At 55.4% G+C, this 4,951-nt stretch carries 6 protein-coding genes; 1 reads left to right on the top strand and 5 read right to left on the bottom strand.

Features of this window, described 5'->3' with window-relative positions:
* Positions 1–294: 294 nt before the first annotated feature.
* Positions 295–1,251 (top strand): threonine ammonia-lyase, encoded by a 957-nt coding sequence (locus B3Z49_RS14680; RefSeq protein ID WP_296992225.1) that lies wholly within the window; start codon positions 295–297, stop codon positions 1,249–1,251.
* A gap of 129 nt (positions 1,252–1,380) precedes the next feature.
* On the opposite strand, the gene rpmF is transcribed toward B3Z49_RS14680, so the two are convergent.
* The 5 genes from rpmF to B3Z49_RS14655 all read right to left on the bottom strand — a co-directional run bounded on the left by rpmF (position 1,381) and on the right by B3Z49_RS14655 (position 4,584).
* On the bottom strand, positions 1,381–1,560 hold the full coding sequence (gene rpmF / locus B3Z49_RS14675; protein ID WP_007090029.1) for a 50S ribosomal protein L32: 180 nt from the start codon (positions 1,558–1,560) through the stop codon (positions 1,381–1,383).
* 41 nt (positions 1,561–1,601) lie between these two features.
* A complete protein-coding gene (locus B3Z49_RS14670) occupies positions 1,602–2,288 on the bottom strand; it encodes a GNAT family N-acetyltransferase (RefSeq protein WP_210517201.1) in 687 nt (228 codons plus the stop codon).
* A complete protein-coding gene (locus B3Z49_RS14665) occupies positions 2,285–2,803 on the bottom strand; it encodes a GNAT family N-acetyltransferase (RefSeq protein ID WP_296992218.1) in 519 nt (172 codons plus the stop codon). The genes B3Z49_RS14670 and B3Z49_RS14665 overlap by 4 nt, the downstream gene beginning before the upstream one ends.
* A gap of 44 nt (positions 2,804–2,847) precedes the next feature.
* A complete protein-coding gene (sseA, locus tag B3Z49_RS14660) occupies positions 2,848–3,705 on the bottom strand; it encodes a 3-mercaptopyruvate sulfurtransferase (RefSeq protein ID WP_296992216.1) in 858 nt (285 codons plus the stop codon).
* Positions 3,706–3,873: 168 nt separating this feature from the next.
* Positions 3,874–4,584, bottom strand: coding sequence for an alanyl-tRNA editing protein (locus tag B3Z49_RS14655; protein WP_296992214.1), 711 nt, complete (start codon positions 4,582–4,584; stop codon positions 3,874–3,876).
* Positions 4,585–4,951 lie beyond the last annotated feature (367 nt).

The following is a 4,951-nucleotide window of genomic DNA, read 5'->3' as shown; positions in this document are numbered from 1 at the left end:
CAGGCTGTCAAACAGGATGGTCGAGGCATGCAGAACCGGCGGATTGACCACGCCGTGATACTGGCTGGAACGGCGACCGGCATGGACCAGTTTGGTTGCGGTATGTTTGGGGCTTTGCGATGACATAACAGGCGGTTCTCCTTGGGCGCGACGTCTTATGCCTCAAAGACAAACCACCTTGGCGGCGGCCATTCAAGGCTTTTTGCGTCAAAGCCATTGTTAATGCCTGATATCAGGCTATTTTTTACAGGCAATAACAGCAACGAATGACACAGAATACAGCAAGGGGGCCCCGTGATTGAACTTCAGGATTTTCGCACTGCGCGCAAGGCGATATCAGACCATATGCGCCTGACCCCGGTGTTTGCGGCCAGTAATTTTGGCGATATATCGGGCTTTGTCGCGCGTGATCGCATCCCCGAGATGTTCCTGAAACTTGAAAACATGCAGGTCAGCGGATCCTTCAAGGCACGCGGGGCGATGAATGCCGCACTGGCCCTTGAACCCGAACAAAGATCTGCCGGGCTGTGCACGGCATCGGGCGGCAACCATGGCATGGGTGTCATCAATGCGGCCCGCACACTGGGGGTGCCGGTGAAAATCTTCCTGCCGACCAACACCCCACAGCCCAAAGTCAAAAAACTGCGCGCGCAGGGTGTTGACGTGGCTTTGATCGGGGCGGTTTGGGATGATGCTAACCGTGCTGTGATGGAGCACGCACATGAAAGCGGGATGGCCTATATCCACCCGTTCGCCGACCCCAAGGTGATTGCCGGGCAGGGAACCATCGCGCTTGAGCTTTTAGAACAGCAACCCGACCTTGATACACTGGTCGTCGCTATTGGTGGAGGCGGACTGATTGCCGGTGTGGCGACAGCCGCACGCTTGTTGCGCCCATCGATCCGGGTGATCGGTGTGGAGCCGACCGGGGCGGCAACCCTGTTTGAAAGCCTTAAGGCCAACGAAGTCGCGACATTGCCCAGCGTGAATACAGCGGCCACCAGTCTGGCGCCGCGTCAGTCATCCGCACTTAATGTCGATCTGATTGGCAGGAATGTGGATCGCATCGCACTGGTCAGTGACGAGGAAATGCAAAAATCTGCCAGGTGGCTGTGGAAAGAGTTCGGCATTTCGGTTGAACTTTCCGCCGCCGCGGGTATTGCCGCCGTCATGAATGATCGCCTGGGCGATCCCCACCCGGGGCGGGTCGGGGTGATTGTGTGCGGGACCGGTATGGATGGGTTTGAGTAGGGATAAATAAAAAGGGATGAAACCAAACGGTTTCATCCCTTTTTAAACCAGACGCCAGTCCGAAAGGACTGGCGCGGAAATATATAGCGTCGCAAACCGCCAAAGAGCAAAAAGCTCTCCGGTGCGGAATTACATCTTCGGCTCGACCACCTGACGACCACGGTACATACCGGTGTTCGGGTCAATGTGGTGCGGGCGATGCAGTTCGCCGGTCTCTTTGTCTTCGCGGTACGAGCCCTTGGCGAGCTTGTCATGCGAGCGACGCATGCCCTGACGGGACTTGGTCACTTTTTTCTTTGGCACTGCCATGGGTCATCATCCTCTGGCTTGGGTAAACTCAGGCGCGCTTGTTACCGTGCGCGGTCGGGAAAGTCAACGATCAAAGTGTCGGAATCTGCATTATTTGCATTTTCCGGATCACTTTCGCGATCAGGTGTATCGCTCGCGGGATGACCATCATGATCGACATGGTGGTCGATATGCGGGATCAGTCCTGTGTCGCGCGGATCATCAACAATATCGGTTCGGCGATCGTATATAGCAAATCCTGCCTTTTGGTAAGCCCCAAGTGCACTTGGATGATCTAGCGTGCAGGTATTGACCGTGATACGAGTTGGTTTGAAGCTCCAGGCGGTATCAATCGCCCAATCCAGCAGGTATTTGCCAAAGCCCTTGCCGATGAATTCCGGCATCAGGCCCATATAGTGCAGATCAATGACGTTGTCAGATTCAAAGTCCGTCAGATCAAGCTCCGCAAAGCCCGCAGGCACGCCAGCAACATAAAGCACATAAACATGTGTTTCCGGCTTGGCGAGGATCGCGGAAAGCTCCGTGTCGCTCATCAGGCGGCGTTGCCACCACAGCCATGGTTCGCCGACCGTATTATATAAGTAGCGATAAAATGACAGAGTCGGGTTTTCGGCCCGGATGATCGCGACCTTGCCGGGCGGGACGATGGCTGGCGCGCGTTCGGGCGGGCTTTGCATTTCAAGGAAGCTGATCACAACTTCCAGCTTGCGCGGATTGGATGGGGTCATTGGACTAAACTCTTGCGCATTATCTTGTTTTGGTGCGGATCAGGATCAGCCTGATCGGTGACGCTTGTCATAAAGTCATAGCCGAGTTTGGCGTAAAAATCACCCGCTGCGGCATTTTCAATCGTGATCCGGATTTCACTTAAGCCCGAAAGGCGCAGGATATCCTCGGCCAAACTTACCAGTTCGCGGCCAATCCCGCCTCCTTGGGCGTGTTCGGCGATTGCCAGATAATGAATCCAGCCAAAGACAGTGTCATGGCCGGTCATCATGGTGGCAAAGATTTGCTGATCATCTGGCATGCGCGCGACAATCAGGCTGCCATTATCGGCCGCAATACAGTTTTCGATATCCTGCCGTGCATCACGGATCGCCGGGATCAGGCCCGTCGCAATCCAAAGACGTGTGATGGCGGCAATATCGTCGTTTGACGGCGCTTTAAGCTGTTCAAGTCTGATGCCCGCACCATCGGCGGTATGATTGGTCATATCCGGACCGAACGGGGATGGGGCGGGCATCGGGGTTCTCATTTTAAATGTGTGATACGGACGGGGCCCGATTTTCAGGCCGGGCCGGTATCAACCGGGCTGTCTTCCGTGGTGGCCCATTCCGCCCAGGATCCGTCATAGACAGCGACTTGTTTGTGGCCGGAAATATAGGCCCCCATGGCAAGAACACAGGCGGTGACGCCGGAACCACAACTTGCAACAATCGGTTTGTTAAGGTCGACACCTGCTGCGTCGAACGCAGCCTTGATTTCATCCGCCGACTTAAACGTGCCATCCGAATTCAGAAGCTCGGTGAAGGGCAGGTTGTAGGAGCCCGGCACGTGGCCAGATTTGCCCCACGGATCGTCAACTTCACCGCGGAACCGCTCGCCTGCGCGGGCATCCACCAGCTGTTCGCGTTTGGTTTTGACGTTCGATAGAACCTGATCATATTCACGCAGCAAGAAGCTGTTGGCGCGTGCGGTAAAGTGGCGTTCGCGCGGCGGGGTCGGTGCATCAGTGACCGGGCGTCCCTCGGCGATCCATTTTGGCAGGCCACCATCGAGAACGACAACATCATGATGGCCGAAATGACGCAGCATCCACCATGCACGGCAGGCCGCAAGGGCGGAACCCTTCTGGCTATAGACAACCACACGGACACCATCGCCGAGGCCCAGTTTGCGGACCTTGGCGGAAAACTTGATCGCATCGGGCATCATGTGCGGCAGCGGGGCACTGTCATCGGCGGCGATATCATCGATATCAAAGAAAACTGCGCCCGGAATGTGTTCGGAATCATAGAATTCGCGGGCATTCTTGTTTTCGGCTGGCATGTACCAGCTGGCATCGACGACGCGCACGTCCGGTGCATCAAGGTGATCCGCAAGCCATTGGGTGGACACAAGGGCGTCGGAAAGTGGGTTGGTCATGGACAAGCTCCGATTGACGGTGGTGGATTTCCGGTTGGTTCCGGGATTGTTTTAAATTTGGTCCTGAATCTATTTAAATTTGTAACGGTCCTGCCGCTTGCTGGCAACTGGCAGTCAAGCCGGATGGTGATGATCCGTATGTTTGCTGGTTGCCAACTACAAATGGCATCAGTCGTCAAATACGATATTGATCCGGCGGTTCTGACGGCCTTTCTTTTCGATTTTGGAAACCATGACCTTGCCGATCTCGCCGGTTTTGCGCACATGGGTGCCGCCACAGGGTTGGAAATCGATCCCCTCGATGGTGACAGTCCGGATGGAATGTCCGTCCATCGGCGGCTGTACCGACATGGTGCGCACCAGTTCCGGGTTGGCTTTAAGCTCGGCCACGGAGATTTCCCCGTCATAGACATTGGCATCACGTGCGATCAGTTCATTAAGCTTCTCGCTGATTTCATCCTTGTCGAGCGTGACTTCTGGCAGGTTGAAGTCAAGCCGCGCCTTATGGGCGGCGATGTTGCCGCCCGTGACATCGCCTTCGATGACGGCACATAAAAGATGCAGGCAGGTGTGAAAGCGCATCAGCTTGTGGCGATTGTCCCAGTCAAGTTCGGCTGTGATCGTATCGCCAACCGCGGGCAGGGGATGATCATCAGCAATGATGTGCAAGATACGCCCGGTTTCGCGGTCCTTGACCGTGGTAACGACCGGAAGGGCCGTGCCATCGCCAAGGGTTAGTGTGCCGATATCACCCGATTGGCCGCCAGCGGTCGCGTAAAACACCGTTTGATCAAGTTCGATCCCGCGATCTGAAATACTGGTGACGGTGGCGTTGCAATTCTTTGCATAGGCGTCTTGGCGAAACATCAGGCGTGTCATGTTTTCTGGTCTCCCGTTGGTGGCGGTTGATGGCGTTCTTGATTTTACCGCCCGGCGTTTGGGGCCGGGGCGTCCGTTCGTCGCACAGGATTTGGTGCGAAAGGATTGATTGCCGGGATTATGGTGCGGTGGCGGACCGGCAATTGTCGAGACCAAAGTTACGGCAATCCTTCGGCTGGAATGTAAGTTAGTATACATAAATGTAATATTAATGTTGAAAATTGTACGTAATGTATGGTATCGCTGCGGTGTAATTCAGGAGTGATATAGCCGTGCCAGCCATTATCCATGTCAAGCTTTCCGGCGAAGGGGACTTCGGGCCAGTCGATCTCGAATGTGCGATTCCGCCTGCGCGTTTGCCGGTGGT

The organism is Thalassospira sp. UBA1131 (assembly GCF_002311515.1).
GTDB lineage: Bacteria > Pseudomonadota > Alphaproteobacteria > Rhodospirillales > Thalassospiraceae > Thalassospira.
This window is presented reverse-complemented; position numbering and strand designations above follow the sequence as displayed.